19 protein-coding genes are annotated in these 20,001 nt (G+C 61.2%); 11 read left to right on the top strand and 8 right to left on the bottom strand.

Going from position 1 to position 20,001, the window contains the following annotated elements; translation table 11 throughout:
- The first annotated feature begins 171 nt into the window (after positions 1–171).
- From M2367_RS07055 to M2367_RS07010, 10 genes are all read left to right on the top strand, one after another.
- Positions 172–2,409, top strand: coding sequence for an ABC transporter permease subunit (locus tag M2367_RS07055; RefSeq protein WP_259236272.1), 2,238 nt, complete (start codon positions 172–174; stop codon positions 2,407–2,409).
- A gap of 14 nt (positions 2,410–2,423) precedes the next feature.
- Positions 2,424–4,073 carry a phosphate ABC transporter permease PstA gene (pstA, locus tag M2367_RS07050; protein ID WP_259236271.1) on the top strand — a complete coding sequence of 550 codons (1,650 nt, stop codon included), beginning with the start codon at positions 2,424–2,426 and terminating at the stop codon, positions 4,071–4,073.
- Between the two features lie 251 nt (positions 4,074–4,324).
- On the top strand, positions 4,325–5,143 hold the full coding sequence (gene pstB, locus M2367_RS07045; RefSeq protein ID WP_042039658.1) for a phosphate ABC transporter ATP-binding protein PstB: 819 nt from the start codon (positions 4,325–4,327) through the stop codon (positions 5,141–5,143).
- 68 nt (positions 5,144–5,211) lie between these two features.
- Entirely contained in the window at positions 5,212–5,922 is a 711-nt protein-coding gene (gene phoU / locus M2367_RS07040) for a phosphate signaling complex protein PhoU (RefSeq protein ID WP_042039656.1), read from the top strand.
- A gap of 111 nt (positions 5,923–6,033) precedes the next feature.
- The gene (locus M2367_RS07035; protein ID WP_259236270.1) at positions 6,034–6,765 is read left to right on the top strand and encodes an AraC family transcriptional regulator; all 732 of its coding nucleotides are present in this window, start codon (positions 6,034–6,036) and stop codon (positions 6,763–6,765) included.
- A gap of 120 nt (positions 6,766–6,885) precedes the next feature.
- Complete coding sequence (locus M2367_RS07030) at positions 6,886–7,224, top strand: tRNA-binding protein (RefSeq protein WP_042039742.1); 339 nt, start codon at positions 6,886–6,888, stop codon at positions 7,222–7,224.
- A 126-nt stretch (positions 7,225–7,350) separates the two neighbouring features.
- A complete protein-coding gene (locus M2367_RS07025) occupies positions 7,351–8,670 on the top strand; it encodes a hemolysin family protein (RefSeq protein ID WP_259236269.1) in 1,320 nt (439 codons plus the stop codon).
- Positions 8,667–9,206 (top strand): hypothetical protein, encoded by a 540-nt coding sequence (locus M2367_RS07020; protein WP_310504057.1) that lies wholly within the window; start codon positions 8,667–8,669, stop codon positions 9,204–9,206. Before M2367_RS07025 ends, M2367_RS07020 begins: the two co-directional genes overlap by 4 nt.
- A gap of 327 nt (positions 9,207–9,533) precedes the next feature.
- Positions 9,534–10,436 (top strand): homocysteine S-methyltransferase family protein, encoded by a 903-nt coding sequence (locus tag M2367_RS07015; protein ID WP_259236267.1) that lies wholly within the window; start codon positions 9,534–9,536, stop codon positions 10,434–10,436.
- Between the two features lie 10 nt (positions 10,437–10,446).
- On the top strand, positions 10,447–11,850 hold the full coding sequence (locus M2367_RS07010; RefSeq protein ID WP_259236571.1) for a basic amino acid/polyamine antiporter: 1,404 nt from the start codon (positions 10,447–10,449) through the stop codon (positions 11,848–11,850).
- 97 nt (positions 11,851–11,947) lie between these two features.
- On the opposite strand, the gene M2367_RS07005 is transcribed toward M2367_RS07010, so the two are convergent.
- The 4 genes from M2367_RS07005 to M2367_RS06990 form a co-directional block, all read right to left on the bottom strand.
- Entirely contained in the window at positions 11,948–12,691 is a 744-nt protein-coding gene (locus M2367_RS07005) for an amino acid ABC transporter ATP-binding protein (RefSeq protein WP_157014120.1), read from the bottom strand.
- 72 nt (positions 12,692–12,763) lie between these two features.
- Positions 12,764–12,886: a hypothetical protein gene (locus M2367_RS07000; RefSeq protein ID WP_259236266.1), complete on the bottom strand. Its 123-nt coding sequence runs from the start codon at positions 12,884–12,886 to the stop codon at positions 12,764–12,766.
- Positions 12,870–13,841, bottom strand: coding sequence for an amino acid ABC transporter permease (locus M2367_RS06995; protein ID WP_306382105.1), 972 nt, complete (start codon positions 13,839–13,841; stop codon positions 12,870–12,872). Before M2367_RS06995 ends, M2367_RS07000 begins: the two co-directional genes overlap by 17 nt.
- A gap of 71 nt (positions 13,842–13,912) precedes the next feature.
- Positions 13,913–14,701: a transporter substrate-binding domain-containing protein gene (locus M2367_RS06990; RefSeq protein ID WP_224432613.1), complete on the bottom strand. Its 789-nt coding sequence runs from the start codon at positions 14,699–14,701 to the stop codon at positions 13,913–13,915.
- Positions 14,702–15,186: 485 nt separating this feature from the next.
- Between M2367_RS06990 and M2367_RS06985 the strand changes: the two genes are divergently transcribed.
- Positions 15,187–16,359: a GGDEF domain-containing protein gene (locus M2367_RS06985; protein ID WP_259236265.1), complete on the top strand. Its 1,173-nt coding sequence runs from the start codon at positions 15,187–15,189 to the stop codon at positions 16,357–16,359.
- 46 nt (positions 16,360–16,405) lie between these two features.
- On the opposite strand, the gene rnk is transcribed toward M2367_RS06985, so the two are convergent.
- The 4 genes from rnk to M2367_RS06965 form a co-directional block, all read right to left on the bottom strand.
- Positions 16,406–16,801, bottom strand: a complete 396-nt coding sequence (gene rnk, locus M2367_RS06980; RefSeq protein WP_042044133.1) for a nucleoside diphosphate kinase regulator — start codon at positions 16,799–16,801, stop codon at positions 16,406–16,408.
- Between the two features lie 210 nt (positions 16,802–17,011).
- Positions 17,012–17,734: an ABC transporter substrate-binding protein gene (locus tag M2367_RS06975; protein ID WP_259236264.1), complete on the bottom strand. Its 723-nt coding sequence runs from the start codon at positions 17,732–17,734 to the stop codon at positions 17,012–17,014.
- A 54-nt stretch (positions 17,735–17,788) separates the two neighbouring features.
- On the bottom strand, positions 17,789–18,460 hold the full coding sequence (locus M2367_RS06970) for a hypothetical protein (protein ID WP_224432974.1): 672 nt from the start codon (positions 18,458–18,460) through the stop codon (positions 17,789–17,791).
- 147 nt (positions 18,461–18,607) lie between these two features.
- On the bottom strand, positions 18,608–19,993 hold the full coding sequence (locus tag M2367_RS06965) for an alkaline phosphatase (RefSeq protein WP_259236263.1): 1,386 nt from the start codon (positions 19,991–19,993) through the stop codon (positions 18,608–18,610).
- Between the last annotated feature and the right edge of the window lie 8 nt (positions 19,994–20,001).

The following is a 20,001-nucleotide window of genomic DNA, read 5'->3' as shown; positions in this document are numbered from 1 at the left end:
TTTCCCTTGGCCATGTGCGGGACTCGTTCCCATTTCGCCTCGCTATTCAACACCTTGGCAGAAGGCATCCCCTCGAATATCGGCCTCGCACAAACTCCCTCCCTCATGTAACAAAACTGTCATGCAACCGCCATATAATGCCGCCAAGCCTAGCTCACATTGAGGTTTTGCATGTCATCGGAATCGATTCACCTGATCATGGCGGGCAGCAGAAAGCGCCGGATCAAGGACAAACTAGCCAAGTATGGCGTCACCGCAGGGGGAACCCTGGTGTTGGTGGCGCTCTTGCTCATCTTCTTCTATCTGCTCTATGTGGTGAAACCCATCTTCGACGGTGCCTCCATGGCTCCGCTCTCCAGTTTCTCCTTGCCGGTCAAGGACAAGACGGCCCTGATCGGGGTCGAGGAGCAAAACGAGATAGGGTATCGCTTCAGTGACAAGGGGGAGGTCAATTTCTTCGCACTGCAAGATGATGCTCGCTTCAAGGCTGGCGAGGCCATCGGCCAGGCTCAGGTACCAGGGGAGATAAGCGCGGTCGCGATCCCGACCCCGGGCAGATCCTACCTGACCTATGGCTTCCAGGATGGCAAGGCGCTGGTGGTGGAGCCTAAATTCAAGGTGAGCTACCCCAAGGATGTGCGACTGATTGAACCCGTGCTGGGTTACCCCTTCGGCGAAGAGCCGATCGTGGTGGATCCTCAAGGCAAGCCCCTCAGCCAGCTGGTGTTTGAGGCAGGCAAAGACAAGATGGTGGCGGCGGCACTGACCCAGGATGGCCGCGGCGTCATGGCGGTGATGAGCGGCGAGGAGAACTTCATCTCCGGTGAGGTGGAGTGGACCAACAAGAGCTACCCCATTCCGGCCCTGCCCCGCCAGGTCGATCAGATGCTGTTGACCCCTAATCTGCGCATCTTGCTGGTGCGTTCTGGCAACCGTCTCTCCGTCTATGACATCCAGAGCCTCGACGACATCCAGTTGCGCGACGTGCTCGACATCAATGCGCCCAATGCCAATGTCACCCAGCTGGCACTGCTGGCCGGGGCCTCTTCCATCCTGGTGGGCAATGATAACGGCGTTATCTCTCAGTGGTTTGAAGTCGCCAAGAACGGCAAGCGCGAGTTTACCTATATCCGCGATTTCAAGAGCGATGGCCCCGTGGCGCAGCTCGCGCCGGAACAGTTCCGCAAAGGCTTCGTCTCGGCGAGCCAGGATGGCACCATCAACTTCTTCCATGCCACCGGTGAGTCCAAGCTGCTCGACGAGAAGATAGATGGCGGCGGCTTCAATGGGGTGGCCATCTCTCCGCGTCACAACCTGCTGCTGCTGCAACAGGGCAACGAGATCAAGAGCTACTCGGTGAAGAACGAGCATCCCGAGGTGACCTGGTCCGCGCTCTGGCAGGAGGTGTGGTACGAAGGTTATCCCGAGCCCATGTATGTCTGGCAGTCTACCTCCGCCAGCAATGACTTCGAGCCCAAGCTGAGCCTGATCCCCATCTCGTTCGGGACCCTCAAGGCGGCCTTCTACGCCATGCTGTTCGCCGTGCCGATTGGGGTGGCCGGTGCCATCTACACCGCTTACTTCATGTCGGCCGGGATGCGTAAATTCGTCAAACCGACGGTGGAGATCATGGAGGCGCTGCCGACCGTGATCCTGGGCTTCCTGGCCGGTCTCTGGCTCGCCCCCATCGTCGAGGATTATCTGCCCGGCATCTTCATGATGCTGGTGATGCTGCCCTTAGGCATGCTGCTCACGGCCCTGGCCTGGCATGGCCTGCCGGGCAAGCTCAAGCAGCTGGTGCCCGATGGTTCACAAGCCATACTGCTCATCCCAGTGGTGCTCTTCATCGGCTGGCTGGCCCTGCACCTGAGCCCCATGGTGGAACACACCTTCTTTGGCGGCGACACCCGCAGCTGGCTCACCAACGAGATGGGCATCAAGTTTGACCAGCGCAACTCGCTGGTGGTGGGTATCGCCATGGGCTTTGCGGTGATCCCGACCATCTTCTCCATCGCCGAAGATGCGGTCTTCTCGGTGCCCAAGCACCTCACCCAAGGTTCGCTCGCCCTGGGGGCGACCCCCTGGCAGACCCTGAGCCGGGTGGTGATCCTGACTGCGAGTCCGGGCATCTTCTCGGCGGTGATGATGGGCCTTGGCCGCGCGGTCGGCGAGACCATGATAGTGCTGATGGCCACGGGCAATACCCCCATCATGGACTTCTCCATGTTCCAGGGGCTGCGTACCCTGGCGGCCAACATCGCGGTAGAGATGCCGGAGTCCGAGGTGGGCAGCTCCCACTACCGGGTACTCTTCCTCGCCGCCTTCGTGCTGTTTGTGTTCACCTTTCTCGTCAACACCCTGGCCGAATTCGTCCGCCAGCGTCTGCGTGAAAAATACAGTTCCCTGTAGTGAAGGAATCGACAATGGGTAAGTGGTTTAAATCAGGGGCCCCCTGGATCTGGATGACGGGCGGCGCTGTCAGTCTGAGTCTGGTCGCCGTGCTGGGTCTGTTGTTGCTCATCGGTTGGCGTGGTCTCACCTACTTCTGGCCGCACCCCATCTATGAGTGGCAGGTACAGGATGCCAACGGCGCCAAGAGCACCCTCATCGGCGAGATCAATGACAGGGAGCTGGTACCGGTCGAGCAGTTGCGGGCTTCCGGTCTGGCCCTGGCGGGGGAGGAGCGCAAAGACTTGACCCGCTATCTGGTCAAGACAGGCAACCGTGAATTCGTGGGACTGGATTTTCGCTGGGTGCTGGAGACCGACATCCTGTCTCGCAGCCAACCCAAGGAGCTGGCGGTACTCGAGCGCAGCACCAATGGCAACTTCTACGGCTACCTGAGTTCGGCGCGGGAGGATGGCAAGCTCATCACCACTGACTTGCACACCGTGCTCGCGCGGATGCTGGCACGCAGCAATCGCCTCTCCGAAGAGGCCAATGCCCTGCAAAAAGGCGACATAGGCAGCATCAACTATGAGCTCGAAAAATTGCGTCTCAAGGAGCGCAAGGCCGAGCTGGACGGGGAGCTGACCGATAGCCTCAAGGCTGACTTGGCCAAGCGGCGCGCGACCCTCAACGCCGATTACCTGGTGCTTGAGAAGCAGCTGTTTGACCTGCGCCGCCAGGCCGATCGCGATGCCATCAAGGTGCGCGACATGCGTGGGGTCGAGGTCGAGATGCCCATGTCCAAGGTCTTGGACATCACCTGGCCCAATGAGATGAGCCTGTTGGGCAAGGTGGGGCACTGGTTCCATCAGATAGGCAAGTTTGTCAGCGGCGAACCCCGCGAGGCAAATACCGAAGGGGGTGTCTTCCCGGCCATCTTCGGCACCGTCTTCATGGTGATACTGATGGCCATCATAGTGACCCCGCTCGGCGTCGTGGCGGCCGTTTACCTGCACGAATATGCGGGCAAGAATGGCCTGACCAAGCTTATCCGGATTGCGGTCATCAACCTGGCGGGTGTTCCTTCCATCGTCTATGGCGTATTTGGTCTGGGTTTCTTCGTCTACACCCTTGGGGGGTCGCTGGATCAGCTGTTCTATCCGGAGGCGCTGCCGAGTCCGACCTTTGGCTCCCCCGGGGTCATCTGGTCGGCGCTGACCCTGGCCATCCTGACCCTGCCGGTGGTGATCGTCTCCACCGAAGAGGGGCTGGCGCGGATCCCGAGCACGGTACGTCAGGGCTCCCTTGCCCTGGGGGCGACCCAGGCCGAGACCCTGTGGCGCATCGTGCTGCCCATGGCGAGTCCGGCCATCATGACCGGCCTTATCCTGGCCATTGCTCGTGCGGCGGGTGAGGTGGCTCCGCTGATGCTGGTCGGTGTGGTCAAACTGGCACCGACCCTGCCGGTGGATGGCAACTTCCCCTACCTGCATGTGGAGCGCAAGTTCATGCACCTGGGCTTCCACATCTATGACGTGGGCTTCCAGAGTCCGAACGTGGAAGCGGCCAGGCCGCTGGTCTATGCGACCTCGTTCCTGCTGGTGACCGTCATCGTCGGGCTCAATCTGACGGCTATCGGTATTCGTAACCACTTGCGCGAGAAATTCCGCTCTTTGGAACATTGATGCGGCTGTCCGGACTGATGTTGAGACAAGGGATGAACAGCATGAACCTGACCGATATCACCGGCATTCGTAACCACTTGCGTGCAAAATTCCGGTCGCTGGAGCATTAACCTGGCGTTCCGAACCGAGACAGGGGTAACCGATGTGCGGCTTGACAGCGAGCCGCCATCCTCGCTACCCACGCATTCCGGCCGCTGACACATCAGGTTTCAGCCGTCCAGACAAGAATTTGAGACTTTTGAGGTAAACAGATGATCAACGTGACGCCGACTTCGACCCTGCACAAGGCCCTGGATCTGGGCAAGCTGACCCCGGAGCAGACTGCCCTTGAGGTCAAGGACCTCAATCTGTACTACGGCAGCAAGCAGGCGCTGTTCAATGTGAATATGAAGATCCCCAAGGGGCAGGTGACGGCCTTTATCGGCCCGTCCGGCTGCGGCAAGTCAACCCTGCTGCGCTGTATCAACCGGATGAACGATCTGGTGGAGATCTGCCGCATCGAGGGCGAGATCCAGTTGCACGGTCACAACATCTATGACAAGAACGTGGATGTGTCGGCCCTGCGCCGCCGGGTCGGCATGGTGTTCCAGCGCCCCAATCCGTTCCCCAAGTCCATCTATGAGAACGTGGTCTATGGCCTGCGCCTGCAAGGCATCAGTGACCGGCGCCAGCTCGATGAAGCCGCCGAGCGTTCCCTGCGTGGTGCGGCGCTCTGGGAGGAGGTGAAGGATCGGCTGCATGACAACGCCTTCGGTCTGTCCGGTGGTCAGCAGCAGCGTCTGGTGATCGCCCGTGCCATCGCCATCGAGCCGGAAGTGCTGCTGCTCGATGAACCCACCTCGGCGCTCGATCCCATCTCGACCCTGACCATCGAGGAGCTGATCAACGAGCTCAAGACCCAGTTCACCGTGGTCATCGTCACCCACAACATGCAGCAGGCGGCGCGGGTCTCGGATCAGACCGCCTTCATGTACATGGGCGAGCTGATTGAGTACGCGGACACCAATACCATCTTCACCACCCCGACCAAGAAGAAGACCGAAGACTATATCACCGGCCGTTATGGCTAAGCGCGAGGGACAAGGATGAGGGCCCATGGCCATCCTGGGATATAATCGGACCGACAAGGATTATTTGTATGGACAATATGAATCTCAATAAACATATCTCCGGCCAGTTCAATGCCGAACTGGAGGGCATCCGCAATCAGGTGCTGGTGATGGGTGGGCTGGTCGAGCAGCAGCTCATCGATGCCATCGCGGCCATCCATGGTCAGGACCTGGAGGCGGCGCGCAAGATCGTCATCAACGACCACAAGGTCAACGCCATGGAAGTGGCCATCGACGAGGAGTGCACCCGCATCATCGCCAAGCGACAGCCTGCGGCTTCTGACTTGCGTCTGGTGATGGCCATCATCAAGACCATCTCCGAGCTCGAGCGCATTGGTGACGTGGCGGACAAGATAGCCCGCATGCTGACCAACAACGCCAACAAGCCGCAACCGCCGCTGGTATCCCTCGAGAACATGGGCCGCCGTACCATCAAGATGCTGCACGATGTGCTCGATGCCTTTGCCCGCATGGATCTGGACGCGGCCATCACCGTCTACAAGGAAGATGACAAGGTAGACCGGGAGTACGAGTCCATCATCCGCGAGCTGATGACTTACATGATGGAAGATCCGCGCACCATACCTCAGGTGTTGAACGTGCTCTGGGCGGCGCGTGCCATCGAGCGGGTCGGCGATCGTTGCCAGCATATCTGCGAATACATCATCTATTTCGTCAAGGGCAAAGACGTGCGTCACACCAAGGTGGACGAGATCAACGAGCTGCTCGGCAAATCCTGATGGTTTAAACGCCGCGCAACATCGCAAAGACGGGGCTCAAGCCCCGTCTTTGCGTCTGGGCATGGCGCTGTTAGCATGAGGCCTTCCCTTGGCCTTGATGGAGCCTGCCGGATGGAATCGTTAAGCCTGCGCCGCTACAGCGCGCAGACCACCAGTCACCGCCATGACCATGCCCAGCTGGTATTGCCCCTCGATGGCCCCCTCGAGATTGAGGTGGCGGGAGCGGCCCGGCGGCTCCAGCCTGGCTGGTTGTGCGTGATTGCTCCCGGGGAGCGTCACGATTTTTCCGCCGATCCCGCCCTGCCTTTCCTCACCCAGGATGCCCACTGGCTGCCGCCGGCCCTGCTTGAATGCCCTTTCCTGCCCTTGAATGGGGATCAACGGCGTTACCTTGCCTTTATGCGCCCCCTGCTCGAGCGTGGCCAGGCCCCCCTTGGCATGGGTGAACTCTGGCTGCGCTTGCTGGGGCAGGGGCGGGGGATAAGCCCGCGTCTCAACCGGGTGTTGGTTCACATGGATGCCCATCTGGATCAGCCCCTGCCGACCGCGGAGTTGGCCGCCAAGGCCTGTCTGGGCATCAGCCGCTTCAATCAGTTATTCGCCAGCGAGATGGGCACCAGTCCGGCCCTCTACTTGCAGCGCCGCCGCCTTGAGCGAGCGCAAGATCTGCTGCGGCTCACCGACCTGGCCATCGGTGAGGTGGCGGCCCGCGTCGGATACCAGAGCCAGGCGGCATTCAGTCAACGTTTTATCAAGGTGCTTGGGCAGACCCCTTCCGCATGGCGCAGGCTCCATGGCGGTGCAGGCTTGCCAAGCGAGAGCGGAGAACAACCCGGAGCATGAGCCGTTACCTGTAAAAGTGATGGTTCACGACAACAGTTCGGCGTTTGGCAACAGCAGTCTGTCCCGGCTCATGGCATGCTTGCCTGACATGAATGGTCAAGAAGAGGCAGGATGAACAAGATGGAAGAGATAAGCTGGGATGACTTTGCCAAGGTGGCATTGATGGTGGGCACTGTGGTGCGGGTTGAGCCTTTCCCCGAGGCGCGCCGTCCCGCCTACAAGGTCTGGGTCGACTTTGGTCCAGAGGTGGGTGAGCGCAAGAGCAGTGCCCAGATAACGGATCTCTATCGCCCCGATGAGCTGGTCGGACGCCAGATAGTCGGGGTGGTCAACTTTGCGAGCAAACAGATCGGGCCCTTTCGCTCCGAGTTCCTGCTCACCGGCTTTTATCAGGCGGATGGCGCCGTGGTGATGGCCGTGCCGGAGCGAGCGGTGCCCAACGGGGCCCGTTTGGGCTAACTATCACACTCATCGGCAGAAATCTGGTAAAATGGGACACCGATGTGGCGGCTGTCATGCCACATCCGGCCCCAGAGGGGCCCAGTTAGCGTCTTGTGCCAAGACGGGTGTTGAAATAGGTTAACCATGAGTTTTGCCGATAGTTTATTTTTACTCTTGCTGCTGATTGCCGGTAGCGTGTTTTTCTCCCTTTCTGAAATTTCCCTCGCCGCCTCCCGCAAGATCAAGCTGCAGGTGATGGCCGATGAGGGGAACCGCCAGGCCGCCAAGGTACTGGCCCTGCAGGCCCAGCCGGGCAACTTCTTTACCGTGGTGCAAATTGGCCTCAATACCGTCGCCATCCTCGGCGGTATCCTGGGCGAGTCGGCCCTGAACCCTGCCATCAAGACGCTGATCGCCGGCGTCTATCAGGGACCCTGGCTTGGCCAGATAAGCTCGGCCGCTTCCTTCGTGTTCGTCACCAGCATGTTTATCCTGCTGGCGGATCTGATGCCCAAGCGTCTGGCCATGACCATGCCCGAGCGGATCGCCGTGGTGGTGGTGCGGCCCATGATGTTGTTCGTGGTGCTATGGATGCCCCTGGTCTGGTTCTTCAACGGCCTGGCCAACCTGCTGTTTCGTCTGCTGCGCGTCTCCATGGTGCGCAACGACGAGATCACCTCGGATGACATCTATGCGGTCATGGATGCGGGCGCCGCCGCCGGTGTGCTGCAGCGCGAAGAGCACCAACTGATCGAGAACGTGTTCGAGCTGCAATCCCTTGGGGTGACCTCGGCCATGACGGCCCGGGAGAGCCTCATCTACTTCACCCTGCAAGAGAGTGAAGAGAGCATCAAGGCCAAGATTGCCGAACACCCCCACAACAAGTTTCTGGTGTGCGATCACAACCTCGACAGCATCAAGGGCTTCGTCGATGCCAAGGAGCTGCTGATCCGCGTCATCAGTGGCCAGAGCATCGATCTTATCGGCGGCAATCTGGTGCAGAACGTCATCATCATTCCCGATACCCTCAACCTCTACGAGGCGATGGAGTACTTCAAGAATCACAGGGGCGATTTCGCGGTGGTGATGAACGAGTACGCCCTGGTGGTCGGCATCGTCACCATGAACGATCTGATGAGTACCGTCATGGGGGAGTGGGCTACCCACGTGGTGGAGGAGCAGATAATCCAGCGGGATGACAACTCCTGGCTGGTGGATGGGGTTACCCCCATCACGGACGTGATGCGCTGGTTCGACATCGAAGCCTTCCCCGAGATGCAGAACTACGAAACCATCGCCGGTTTCATCATGTTCATGCTGCGCAAGATCCCCAAGCGTACCGACTCGGTCAAGTACGCGGGTTACAAGTTTGAAGTGGTGGACATAGACAGCTACAAGATCGATCAGCTGCTGGTCACCCGGATAGAGGCCACCCCGACCGAGAAGGTCACTCTGGAGTCATGATGATGCGTGCTGTTTTGCGGCCCCTGGCCGTTCTCTCACTGGTGGCCCTGCTTGGCGCCTGTACGTCCCCCGCGCCCAAGCCGGCGGTGGTTGCCCCCAAACCGGTTCAGGTGAGCCAGCCGGTGGTGGCTGCGCCAGATCCGGATGCGGTGGTACAGAGTGACGCCGCCTCGCCGACCCCTGTCTTCGACGAGCAGTATCATGGCCCGGATCAGGGCTCCCTGGAATCGGTCACTGCGTTGTTCGCCCGTGGCTACCTGGAGTCGGCCCTGCGTGAAACCATGCTGGCGGCGGTGCAGACCGATTATCCGCTGCTCGGCATGCGCGATGTGCGCATGAGCGATCCCGTGAGCAAGTTCCTCGGCTCAGCCAAGGCCAGTGGACTCGCGAATGACTATCTGCGCGCCGGAGTCGAGCGCCGTCTGGGCCATCCCTTGAGCGCCGGCCAGTGGCAGCAGATTTGGCAGGGGCTGCCCAAGCAGGGGCGGGTGTCCGACTGGTCCTTGCAACTCAAGCGGGTGTTGGCGGGGCGCTAAGCCGCCATGGTTGTCGGCGAGATCCACTTCGCCAGCATCCATCTCAAGAGGCCACCCCAGGGTGGCCTCTTGCCGTTCAGGCCGCGGGTGTCAGTGATGTTTGGGTCTGTCATGGCGCCCTCCCTATTTTCCAGACTCGACCCCTCATCCATCACCATTGCCTCGATACTGCTCTGTGCTGTTCGGTCGTTCGCAGATCCCGATTGCGCCCTCTTTTGCTTTCCGTCATGATGCTTTGGCATTCTAGCCATCTAGATGTTTTGATGGCTTAATTGTTGATTCACACAATAATCACCCGCCATGACGGGGAGACGCAGAGAGACAGAGATGGAAAATAACGATGTGGTGGTGCTCGATGGTGGCATGGGTCGTGAACTGGCCAGGCGAGGGGCACCCTTCCGCCAACCGGAGTGGTCGGCGCTGGCCCTGATGGAGGCGCCCGAGACGGTGCGCGAGGTGCATCAAGCCTATGTGGCGAGCGGGGCCAGGGTGATCACCACCAACAGCTATGCCCTGGTGCCGTTTCACATCGGGGACGAGGGGTTCGCGGCCCATGGGCAGGCGCTGGCCGCACTGGCGGGCCAGCTGGCCCGGAGTGTGGCCGATGAGGCGCATGCCGGGGTGCGAGTGGCAGGCTCGCTGCCACCGCTGTTTGGCTCTTATCGCCCTGACCTGTTCGAGCCGGCGCGGGTGCATAAACTGGCCGGGCCTTTGATCTGCGGGCTGGCTCCCCATGTAGATGTCTGGCTGGCCGAAACCATGAGCCTGATCGCCGAGCCCCTGGCGCTCAAGGCCTTGCTGCCCGAGGATGGCAAGCCCTTCTGGGTCTCCTTCACCCTGGAAGATGAGACGCCAGGGAGTGAGCCGACCCTGCGCTCCGGGGAGCGGGTGGCCGATGCCGTCACTGCGCTGGCCGCAGCCGGTGCGGAGGCCATCTTGTTCAACTGCTGTCAGCCCGAGGTGATCGAGGCTGCACTGCGGGTTGCGGCAGACAGGTTGCAGGCTAAGGGCCTGACCCATATCCGACTGGGGGCGTATGCCAACGCCTTCCCACCCCAGCCGAAAGAGGCAACCGCCAACGATGGACTGGATGAGATCCGCGCCGACCTGGGGCCGCTCGATTACCTCGGCTGGGCAGAGCGTTGGCGCGAACAGGGGGCGACCCTCATCGGGGGCTGCTGTGGCATAGGTCCTGAACATATTCAGGCCCTGACCAGCCGCCTGCGCTGAGGAGCCCATGATGAAAGAGAACCGGATAGGACTCTGGTCCCTCACCGCCCTGGTGTTCAGCTCCATGGTGGGGGCGGGCATCTTCAGTCTGCCCCAGAACATGGCCGAGGTAGCCGGTGCCCGCGCCGTGTTGATAGGCTGGGCCATCACCGGAGTGGGGATCCTGGCGCTGGCCACCTGCTTCTTGTACTTGTCACGGCTGAGGCCGGATCTGGATGGAGGCATTTACAGCTATGCCAGAGCCGGTTTTGGGGATCTGGTGGGCTTCTTCTCCGCCTGGGGTTACTGGCTATGCGCCACCATCGGCGTGGTGGGTTACCTGGTGATCGCCTTCGCGGCCCTTGGCAGCGTCGTCGATACCCCCGAACGGGTCTGGTTCGGTGAGGGCAATACCCTGTGGGCCTTCCTCGGCGAGTCCTGCATCCTCTGGGCCGTTCACCTGCTGGTGGCCCGCGGCGTGCAACAAGCCGCCCTGTTCAACCTGGTGGCGACCCTGGCCAAGAGCCTGCCGCTGCTGCTGTTCGTGCTGTTTGCCTGCTACTACTTTGACCCGCTGACCTTCGCTCAGGATCCGGCGGGCAGCACCTTGGCGGTGCCGGTCTCCGAGCAGGTGCGCAACACCATGCTCATCACCCTCTGGGTCTTTACCGGCATCGAAGGGGCGGCCGTGCTGTCGGCCCGGGCGAGAAACAAGCGGGACGTGGGCACGGCCACCGTGCTGGGCGTGGTGCTGGCACTGCTGCTCTATGTGCTGATCTCCGTGCTCTCCCTCGGTATCTTGAGCCGCCCCGAGCTGGCGGCCTTGCCCAATCCCTCCATGGCGGGGCTGATGGCAAACATGACGGGAACCTGGGGCAAAGCGCTGCTCAGCCTGGGGCTCATCGTCTCGGTGCTCGCCTCCTACGTGAGCTGGACCCTGTTCTCGACCGAGGTGCCGTTCAGCGCCGCTCGCCATGGGGCCTTCCCGGCCATCTTTCGCCGTCAGAATAAGAGGGGAACGCCCATCGCCTCCCTCTGGCTCACCAGTGTGACGGTACAGGGCTGCCTGCTGCTGGTCTGGCTACTTGGCAAGGGGTACACCAGCCTGCTGCTCATCTCCACCTCCATGATCCTGGTGCCCTACCTGTTGATTGGCCTCTTCCTGCTCAAGCTCTGCCTGAGGGGAGAGGGCAGGTTGCAGATGATCGCCGTGGCGGTGTTGGCGAGTGGTTATGGCCTCTGGCTGCTCTATGCCGCCGGGGTGGAATACCTGCTGCTCTCGCTGTTGCTCTATGGCCCCGGCCTGCTGCTGTTTCTATACAGTCGGCGCCAGCTTGATGGCGATCAGCGACTCAGTGGCCGCGAACGCTGGCTGGCCGGGATCACCCTGCTCGCCCTGCTGCCGGCCCTCTGGTCGTTCACGCATCCGCTCTGATGGGCAAGGGGCGCCCCCCATGTTCATGACATCGTCTGTGAAAAAGGGGAGCCATAGTGGCTCCCCTCATTGTTTATCTCGCAAATGGACTGCTGGTCTAGAGCACCTGGCTCAGGAACTGGCGCAGGCGGGAGGAGGCGGAGTTATCGAAGAAGTCATCGGGCTTCTCGTCAACCAGCAGTTCACCCCGCTCCATGAAGAGCACCCGATCTGCCACCTCACGGGCAAAGCCCATCTCGTGAGTGACCACCACCATGGTCATGCCCTCGCGAGCCAGCCCCTTCATCACATCCAGCACCTCGCCGACCATCTCGGGATCCAGGGCGCTGGTGGGTTCATCAAACAGCATGATGCGCGGCTGCATGGCGAGCGCCCGGGCGATGGCGACCCGCTGTTGCTGACCGCCGGAAAGCTGGGAGGGGTAGCTGGCCGCCTTGTCGGCGAGCCCCACCTTGAGCAGCAGTGCCTTGGCCCTGTCTTGTGCCTCGGTTTTTGACAGGCCGCGCACCTTCTGGGGGGCCAGGGAGATGTTGTCCAGCACCGACAGATGGGGGAAGAGGTTGAAGGACTGGAACACCATGCCCACCTCTTCGCGCAGCTTGTTGACATTGCCAGGCTCGGTCAGGCTGATGCCGTCGACGATGATGTCACCATCATTGATGGTTTCGAGCTGGTTGAGGGTGCGCAGGAAGGTAGATTTACCCGAGCCGCTCGGGCCCACGATCACCACCACTTCCCCTTCGGCGACCTGAGTGCTGACGTTCTTGAGGGCGTGCACCTCGGTGCCGTAAAACTTCTCGACCCCGGTCGCCTTGATGATGGGGTCCGCTTTGTTACGCATCTTCATGGCTGGTCTCTCCTGGCGTCGTTCTTGTTTGCGCTCCCGTACGCCTGGATGATCTGAATGATGGGATCAGTTGCTGCGTGCATAGTTCACCTCCAGGTGATGGACCAGGAAGGCGTGGAGATTGTCGAGCACAGCCGCACTGCTCGGCTCTGGTTGGGCCTTGATGATGGGATCAGTTGCTGCGCGCATATTTCACCTCCAGACGGCGCACCAGGAAAGAGAGGGTGCCAGTGAGCACCAGATAGAGCAGCGCCACGGTGAACCACACCTCGAACGGGCTGAAGGTGGAGCTGACCACCTCCCGACCCGCCTTGGTAAGATCCGTGATCGAAATGACGGAGACCAGGGAGGAGTCCTTGATGAGATTGATGAACTGACCCGCCAGGGGAGGCAGTACCCGTTTGAAGGCCTGGGGCAATATGATGTAACGCATGGTCTGGGCCGAGGTGAGCCCCAGACTGCGACCCGCCTCCATCTGCCCCTTGTGGATGGAGTCGATGCCGGCCCGGACTATTTCGGCCACATAGGCGCCGGTGAACACCGCCAGCGCCGCCACCCCGGCGGTGAACCTGTCCAGGTTGAGCACTGTGCCGATGAAGAAGTAGACGATGAAGATCTGCACCAGCAGCGGTGTGCCGCGGATCAGCTCCACATAGCAACCGGCAAGATTGCGCAGCGCCGGGTTGGGGGAGAGGCGGGCGAGGCCGGCCAGGGTGCCGAGCAGTATGGCGAAGATGCCGGCGACCAGGGAAAGTTTGATGGTGACCCAGATGCCAAAGGCGATGGGCCCCGGCGTCCATTTCAGCTGGGTATCGAGCACATCACCGCGAAAGACGGTATCCCCTTCCGACAGGTTGGAGCCGGTGGCGGCAATGGTTTGGCGGTGGCTTGCGTCCAGATCGTCTTGCAGCACCAGGGCGCCATTTTCGGCCACTACTGTGCCGTCAAAGTCGGCATAGCTGTTTTGCTGGGCCTGATAGACGATGTATTGGGGGATGCGCTCCCAGCGCCAGGTGTAATCGACCGATTGCACGGCCTTGTAGATGCCGAAGACGGCGAGCAGCATCATCAGCACGAAAACGCCGTGCCAAAGTAGTGAGCTGGGCTGTTTTTCCATCTGTTTGATGGGTCTCGGATTGAGCACAGTCGACAACCTCTTTCTTTATTGTGTGGGTCTGCGTGAGGGGCGCGGCCTGGGCCGCGCTCTCGAGAGGCTTACTTGAGCTGTTTCAACCAGTCGTTGGATTCGAACCATTTCTGATAGAGACGGTCGTAGCTGCCGTCACCCTTGATCTGGCGCAGGTAGTTGTTCATCCAGTTGAGGGTGTCCTGATCGCCTTTGCGAATGGCCCAGGCCAGGGGTTCGAAGGTGAAGGGAGTCGCCAGGTGCACCACGGCACCCTTGTTCTCGGAGGCGAAGATGGCGTTGTAGGGCAGGTCATAGATGAAGGCATCGACCTTGCCGTTGATCACTTCCAGCTTGGCGTCATCCTGGGTTTCATACTGCAGCAGGGTGGCCTTGGGGATCATGCGTTTCACCGCTTGCTCACCCGTGGTGCCGAGCTTGACCGCAATCTTGTATTTAGGATCGTTCAAGTCCTGATAGGACTTGATGCTGCCCGCCAGATCCTTGCGCAGCACTATGGTCTGGCCCACGACTATGTAGGGGTCGGCGAAGTTGACCCGCAGGTTGCGCTGGGGGGTGACCGTCATGCCACCCATGATGACGTCGAACTTGTCGGTGAGCAGGGCGGGGATGATGCCGTCCCAGGCGGTGTTGACGAACTCCACTTTGACGCCCATCTCCTTGGCGACCATTTTGGCGAGATCCACATCGAAGCCGATGTATTTGCCCTGCTTGTTGGTCATCTCGAAGGGTTGGTAACCGGCATCGAAACCGACGCGCAGCACACCGCGCTCCAGCACGGCGTCAAGGGTGGAGCTGGGGGCCGCGTTGGCGAGCCCGCACAGCAGCAGGGTAGAGAGAATGAGTTTTTTGATCATGAGTGACGTCTCTGTCGTAAGTGTGTTCGGCCTTGAACCTGCTCCGTGCGACTCCATGGCACAAGAGACTGCTGCATCCGGCAGCAGGCAAGACAGGATTATTGTCTTGGTCGGGGCAAAAGCCCCATATGAGATTCTATTCCCCAGCCAGTGAGTGAAAAATGTACCAAAACCCGATTGTGTCAGACGACTCAATAGGTTAGTTGCACTTTTTCATCGCGGCACGGCTCATAAAACCACATGAAAACAACATATCTATCTAATGGCGTGGGTTCAAGCGTAAAAATAGTTGGCAGGCATTTTGCTGTGTGATCGGCGGGGATCTGGGCCCGAACGAACCTTGAGCGCCAGGCATCAGGCCAGCTGGCTGAGTGACGGGGCGCCAGGCGGGGCTCCTGAAAATATTTCATCGCGCCAGAAGGCTCCCTCTGTGTCTTGTCATGGGCTTCCCATATACTCAGCCATCCCCATTGCAAGGCTCGGGAATGGACACCTCAATTCTGCTCAATCTGGATGTATTCACCCTGATGCTGATGGCTCTCGGGGGCTACAGCCTGGGCTTCATCACCCTCTCCATCATCTGGTTGACCCACAGGGAGATCCCCGGCCTCGGGTTCTGGTGGTGGTCCAGCCTGTGTGCCCTGGCGGCCCAGTCGCTGTTCTTTATGCAGGCGTTCTCCCCCCATATCGCGGGGATCTGGCTGGCCAACCTGCTCATCACCCTTTGTATCGCGCTGATGCCGCTGGCCTTGCAGCGTTTCTTCGGCGAGTCGCCGAACTGGCGGGCCTTCGCGCTCTTCATGCTGATCTACCTGCTGCTGCTCTGCTGGAGCGTGCTGTTCAACGACGAGATGGCGCCCCGGGTGCTGCTGGCCTGCCTGAGCTACATGGTGCTGGGGGCCGTGATCGTCTTCCTGGTCTGGCGGCACGGTTATCCGGCCTACCTGCCCGCCGTGCTGGTGTTTACCGTGGTCAACATACTGCTCTACGGCTTCAACCTGGTGCGGATGGGGGCCCTGCTGGGTGGCGAGGTGCGGGTGCTGATGGATCAGCATGTGGTCAATGTGCTGCCTTTTCTCTCCATGTTGATGGGCAACTACCTCTCCACCTTCGGGGTGCTGCTGCTCTGTACCCAGTACCGGGCTCTGGCCCTGCGCCAGCTGGCCACCCAGGATCCTCTGACCGGGGTCTACAATCGGCGTGGGCTGCATCACCACCTGCCCCCCTTGCTCGGCAAGGGGCCAGTCTTGCTGGCCATGGTTGACCTCGACGACTTCAAGCAGATCAATGACAGCTTCGGCCATGAGATGGGGGATAGGGTGCTCAGGGAGGTGGGTTGCTACCTGAAGGGTCAGCCGGATCTGCTGGTGGGGCGCTTTGGCGGCGAGGAGTTCGTGTTGCTGGCCAACTGGCAGCAGGGGCAGGCTCATGAGCGGTGCGAACAGTTGCGCCGGGAGATAGCGGCCCTGGAGGTGGAGGGGATCCGCATCACCATCAGCATGGGGCTGGACTGGCTCTGGCCCGGCGAGGGCTTGGAGCAGGCACTGCACCGGGCCGACGGGGCGCTCTATCGCGCCAAGCGGGAGGGGAAGAACCGGGTCTGTGTCTGGCAAGCCGGCGAGACCCGGGCGTCGCCCCCGCCGGTGAGCGCCGCTTGATGCGGCGCAGGGGTTCTCGACCCGGGCGATCCGGGTCGTGGCCGTTTCAGCGGTGCAGCTCGCCGGCGCGCTCCGGCTGATAGACGACTTCCAAGATCTCGACCTCAATGTTGCGGCCAGCGGGACCGGACCAGTTGATGCTGTCACCGACCTTGAGACCGAGCAGGGCGCTGCCAACCGGGGCCAGCACAGAGATCTTCGACTCATCTCCCTGCACGTCCTTGGGATAGACCAGGGTCAGGCAGAAGGGGGTGTCGCTGTTCTTCATCTTGAAGCGTACCTGGCTGTTCATGGTGACCACGTCCGGCGGCATGTCGGCCGGCTCGCGGACCTCGGCGCGATTGAGCTCCTCCTGCAAGGCCTGATGCTGGGGTGAGTGGCCGAGCAGGGGTTCAATTCGGTCCAGATCCAGGCTGGAGATGATGAGATGGGGAGCAGTCATAGGGTATTTCCTCATGCAATAGGGTTAACGAGGCCCAGGGGGCCAAATAGATTGGGAAGCACGGATGTGATGGACGCGGCCCCCGACAGCTCGTGGGAACGACGAGGACGGGGGCTCAGCTGGGTGTGAGCAGAATGGGAAAAATCAGACTGGTTTTCATGGAGATACCATAACCATTATGATTTCCTTTGGCAATGCTTCCGCCCAGGCTCAGGGAGCCTGATAGTCGTACTGAAGCAGGATGCGAACCAGGCTGCCATCGGCCCGCATTCCCTGGATGGCATCGTGCCAGCGTTTGGCTTCCTGGGGGGGAAAGTCGGGGCTGGCGGCCAGATAGAGTGGCACCTTGGCCAGCCTTGCCCCCTTGACCAGATCGGAGAGCCGCAGCCCCGCCTCCTGCTGGGCGTAGCGCATGGTATTCCAGGCGGCGGCCCAGGCCTGGATCCGCCCCAGGGCCAGCTTGTCGGCGTTGTTGCGCTCGGCGGTGACTATCTCCAGAGAGGGCGCCCCCAACTCCTGGAGCCGGCTGTGGCTAAGGGAGTGGCGCAGCACGCCGATTGTCAGGGTGCTCGCCTCATTCAATGTCAAAGGGGTGGGGTGGTGGCGTCGATCGCTGGCGAGCACGAAGGCCTCATCGAGCAGGGGCACTATCCAGGTCAGCATCGTCTCGCGCGCCTGACTGCGCACCGGCGGCAACAACAAGACCCCTGGCCTGTGCTGGGCCTCCTGAATGGCGCGTGCGAAGGGCATCAGCTCTATCTCGATGGGTTCGTGCAAGCGACGGGCCGCCTCTTCAATGACCTCTACCGCCATGCCGGTCGGCGCCCCTTGCTGGGCGCGGATCACATAGGGAGGCACCTCGCCCGCGAGCAGGGTGATCGCCTGGGCAAAGGGGCTAAGCAAGATAAACAGCAGGCAGAGCAGCAGGGACATGGCACGTCATCATGGTCAACGAGAGGCCAAGTGTACCATCTGTGGCCCATCTGTTTAGTCGAAGAAGTCGCGAATGTCCCGTGGTTGGTAGTCGGCCAGCGCGAGCCAGGGGGCCTGGGCACTGAGCTTGGCGGGGGTGAGCGTCATCTTGTAGCTGCGATAGCCATCAAGGGAGCCCGACTCGACTTGCAGGGGGACTTGCAGGCGTGCGGACCAGAGGATGCGGGTGCGCTCATGGGCCGTCTTGTGTTCATACCAGCGCGCCCCGGCCGGGGCGGCGTCCTCCAGCAAATCCATGGTGGCCAGCAGCTCAGGGTCAATCAGGAAGCGGACCTTGGCCCAGTTGGGGGTGAAGGCAACCTGGCCATACTCCTCGGGGGGCACGCTCACCAACTGCTTGTGGTAGCGGTCGGCGTAGTGCAGTTGCACTGTGCCATCCTCATCCCGGCCGACCCAGCGGGCCGCCATCTGATGAGTGAAGTGCTTGTGACCGGGCTGGCCATCATGCTGCTGGTGGTAGGCACGGGCCACTGTGATGGGGATGAGTCGCTCGCTCCATATCTGATCGCCGCGGCGTTGCCAGCGCTCTTGCCAGCTGCTTTCACGAATGACGCCATCGGCGCTGGTGGTGCGATCCTGATACTGGATGCGGGCGGCCAGGTCCGGGACATCCGGCGTGCTGGCCTGGACGGACAGGGTTGCGAGTTGCAGCAGCAACCCCATCATCAGGGCAAACGGGGGAAGCGGGGTCTTGCGCATGGGTCTCTCATCGTGGGATCCGGGGCCAAGGTTGGGCCCGGGCAGCAAAGGGGATAACGGGTAAAAGGGGCCGCCGTCGATGCGGCCCCTGCGCTGAGAGGTTGCCTGTCTCTCTTAGAGACCCAGGGCCTCTTGTATCTTGCCAAACACCTTGATGTTCTCCAGGGTGCCCTTGAAGCGCGCGCTACCGGCACCATCGGCAAACAGCATCACATCGCCGCCGCCATGGGTCTCGGATCCGAGCTTGACGCCGGTCTCTTGCAGGTAGTCATCGCTCATCACCTCCGCGCTGGTGAGGGTGGGGCGCACGTCGGCGCGGTTGGGACCATTGCCAAATACCAGGGTGGTGAAGGGCTTGCCATCCACGTCGTTCTGGGTCGAGCCATCACCATTTTTCACCAGATCCAGCACGGGGTTGCCCTTGGCGGCGTAACCGTTGATGGTCATGGTGTGGTCATGGTCTGCGGTGACCACTATCAGGGTGTCGTTCAAATCGACCTTGCCGAGCGCCGTCTTGACCGCCTCATCCAGCGCCACCGCGTCGGTCAGGGCCCGCTTGGCATTGGTGCCATGCAAGGCGTGGTCGATGCGACCCCCCTCCACCATCAGGAAGTAGCCCTGACTGTTTTTGGCCAGCAGATCGATCGCCTTGGCGGTCATCTCGGAGAGGGATGGCTGGGTATTGGCGGCGCCTTTGGCGACCCTGTCCAGTTCGTAGTCGAGGTGGGACTTGGCACTGAACAGTCCCAGCACCTTGCCGTCACTCACCTTGGCCAGATCGCTTTGGGTGGTGACGTACTGATAGCCCTGGGCCTGAAGCTCGGCGGTGAGATCCCGGCCATCGGCGCGCCCGCCCTTGTTGCTGCTGGCATCATATGGCGTCCAGTGATTGGCACCACCTCCCAGCAGTACATCGACCCCATCCCCCAGGGCGCGGTTGAAGCCGGCGCCCCCCGGTACGGCCTGGGCGGAGATGGCGTAGGCGGCATCTCGGTGGCAGATGTGGGCGTAAGTCGCCGCCGGAGTGGCGTGGGTCAGCTCGGTGGTGGTGACGGCGCCCACTGACTTGCCGGCGGCCTTGGCCAGCTCGAGCAGGGTCGGCACCGAGTGGCCGTTGTCCGCCGTGCAGTTGTTGATGCCCTTGTTGCCGTTGGCATCCTTAGCCGGCGCCACCGCCTGGGTATCGGCACTCATGCCAATCACCTCGTTGTTCATCTTGACGCCTGTGGTGTAGGCCGCCATCGAGGGGGCCGAATCCGTGGTCTGGGCATCATGGGAGAAGGTCTTGATGCGGGCGCTGCGGGGCAGGGACATCATCTCGAGGTTGCCCTCTTCCCCCACCTTGTAGAGGCGGGTGGCGGTGAGCACGGTCGGGCCCATGCCATCGCCAATAAAGAGGATGACGTTCTTGGCATCGCTGGCCTGGACCCGAGGCACCAGGGCCAGGGTGGCCAGGGTCAGGGCGGCGCAGATCGGTGAGGTCTTGAATCGAGTTTTCATGGGTCTGT

The sequence above is a fragment of the Aeromonas sp. BIGb0445 genome (assembly GCF_024809075.1).
Classification (GTDB): Bacteria; Pseudomonadota; Gammaproteobacteria; order Enterobacterales; family Aeromonadaceae; genus Aeromonas; species Aeromonas rivuli.
This window is presented reverse-complemented; position numbering and strand designations above follow the sequence as displayed.

What these genes read in the sequence shown, in the direction of transcription:
- M2367_RS07055 (WP_259236272.1), top strand. Translation starts at nt 172, where the DNA reads ATGTCATCGGAATCGATTCACCTGATCATGGCGGGCAGCAGAAAGCGC.
- pstA (WP_259236271.1), top strand. Translation starts at nt 2,424, where the DNA reads ATGGGTAAGTGGTTTAAATCAGGGGCCCCCTGGATCTGGATGACGGGC.
- pstB (WP_042039658.1), top strand. Translation starts at nt 4,325, where the DNA reads ATGATCAACGTGACGCCGACTTCGACCCTGCACAAGGCCCTGGATCTG.
- phoU (WP_042039656.1), top strand. Translation starts at nt 5,212, where the DNA reads ATGGACAATATGAATCTCAATAAACATATCTCCGGCCAGTTCAATGCC.
- M2367_RS07035 (WP_259236270.1), top strand. Translation starts at nt 6,034, where the DNA reads ATGGAATCGTTAAGCCTGCGCCGCTACAGCGCGCAGACCACCAGTCAC.
- M2367_RS07030 (WP_042039742.1), top strand. Translation starts at nt 6,886, where the DNA reads ATGGAAGAGATAAGCTGGGATGACTTTGCCAAGGTGGCATTGATGGTG.
- M2367_RS07025 (WP_259236269.1), top strand. Translation starts at nt 7,351, where the DNA reads ATGAGTTTTGCCGATAGTTTATTTTTACTCTTGCTGCTGATTGCCGGT.
- M2367_RS07020 (WP_310504057.1), top strand. Translation starts at nt 8,667, where the DNA reads ATGATGATGCGTGCTGTTTTGCGGCCCCTGGCCGTTCTCTCACTGGTG.
- M2367_RS07015 (WP_259236267.1), top strand. Translation starts at nt 9,534, where the DNA reads ATGGAAAATAACGATGTGGTGGTGCTCGATGGTGGCATGGGTCGTGAA.
- M2367_RS07010 (WP_259236571.1), top strand. Translation starts at nt 10,447, where the DNA reads ATGAAAGAGAACCGGATAGGACTCTGGTCCCTCACCGCCCTGGTGTTC.
- M2367_RS07005 (WP_157014120.1), bottom strand. Translation starts at nt 12,691, where the DNA reads ATGCGTAACAAAGCGGACCCCATCATCAAGGCGACCGGGGTCGAGAAG.
- M2367_RS07000 (WP_259236266.1), bottom strand. Translation starts at nt 12,886, where the DNA reads ATGCGCGCAGCAACTGATCCCATCATCAAGGCCCAACCAGAGCCGAGC.
- M2367_RS06990 (WP_224432613.1), bottom strand. Translation starts at nt 14,701, where the DNA reads ATGATCAAAAAACTCATTCTCTCTACCCTGCTGCTGTGCGGGCTCGCC.
- M2367_RS06985 (WP_259236265.1), top strand. Translation starts at nt 15,187, where the DNA reads ATGGACACCTCAATTCTGCTCAATCTGGATGTATTCACCCTGATGCTG.
- rnk (WP_042044133.1), bottom strand. Translation starts at nt 16,801, where the DNA reads ATGACTGCTCCCCATCTCATCATCTCCAGCCTGGATCTGGACCGAATT.
- M2367_RS06975 (WP_259236264.1), bottom strand. Translation starts at nt 17,734, where the DNA reads ATGTCCCTGCTGCTCTGCCTGCTGTTTATCTTGCTTAGCCCCTTTGCC.
- M2367_RS06970 (WP_224432974.1), bottom strand. Translation starts at nt 18,460, where the DNA reads ATGATGGGGTTGCTGCTGCAACTCGCAACCCTGTCCGTCCAGGCCAGC.
- M2367_RS06965 (WP_259236263.1), bottom strand. Translation starts at nt 19,993, where the DNA reads ATGAAAACTCGATTCAAGACCTCACCGATCTGCGCCGCCCTGACCCTG.